Source organism: Salinimicrobium oceani (assembly GCF_012037645.1).
Genome location: NZ_JAAVJR010000290.1, coordinates 1 through 567 on the forward strand (window position 1 = coordinate 1; position 567 = coordinate 567).

Sequence of the window (567 nt, forward strand, 5' to 3'; positions counted from 1 at the left end):
ATGTCCCATGGAGACAAAAATTGGGTTATTATTATAATTCTCAGGCACGGACCAAATTGCGTCAACAAAACCCCTTTTTCTTGTCCCGTTAGGGACAACATATCGGTAGAAAAAATTTACCTTCCTATCAAATGTCCCGTAGGGACAATATATAGGTTCTGTAGTTCTTCAGAAGTTAGATAATATTGGCTTCAGGAACATGAACATGAAATAAAAAAGGTCTCAAAAATGTTATTTTTTGAGACCTTTATTTTATATAAATTACTGGTAACCGGTAACTGAAAACTTCTGACCACTGATCACCGACCACTGATCACTAATTCTATTCCTTCACCTCGACACCTAATTTCTTTAAGACTTTCCTGGTGATATCCAGTTCTTCCGCAGAGAAAGCAAGGCTTGTACCGTCGGCATGGAAGATCTGGGTGAAATTTTCCTCGTTGACTACCTCCAGCATCGCGACATTGATCTTTTCGTAAAGCGGCTGGGTTAACTCATTGCGTTTCATTTGCATCATCACACCGGCCTTTTGTCTAAAGCCTTTAATATTGTTTTCAAGGCCAATGA

Annotated in this window: 1 protein-coding gene; it reads right to left on the reverse strand. The window is 39.2% G+C overall.

Features of this window, described 5'->3' with window-relative positions:
• Positions 1-322 precede the first annotated feature (322 nt).
• The coding region (locus tag HC175_RS16780; RefSeq protein ID WP_168139504.1) for an OmpH/Skp family outer membrane protein at positions 323-567 on the reverse strand (245 nt) is incomplete at its 5' end.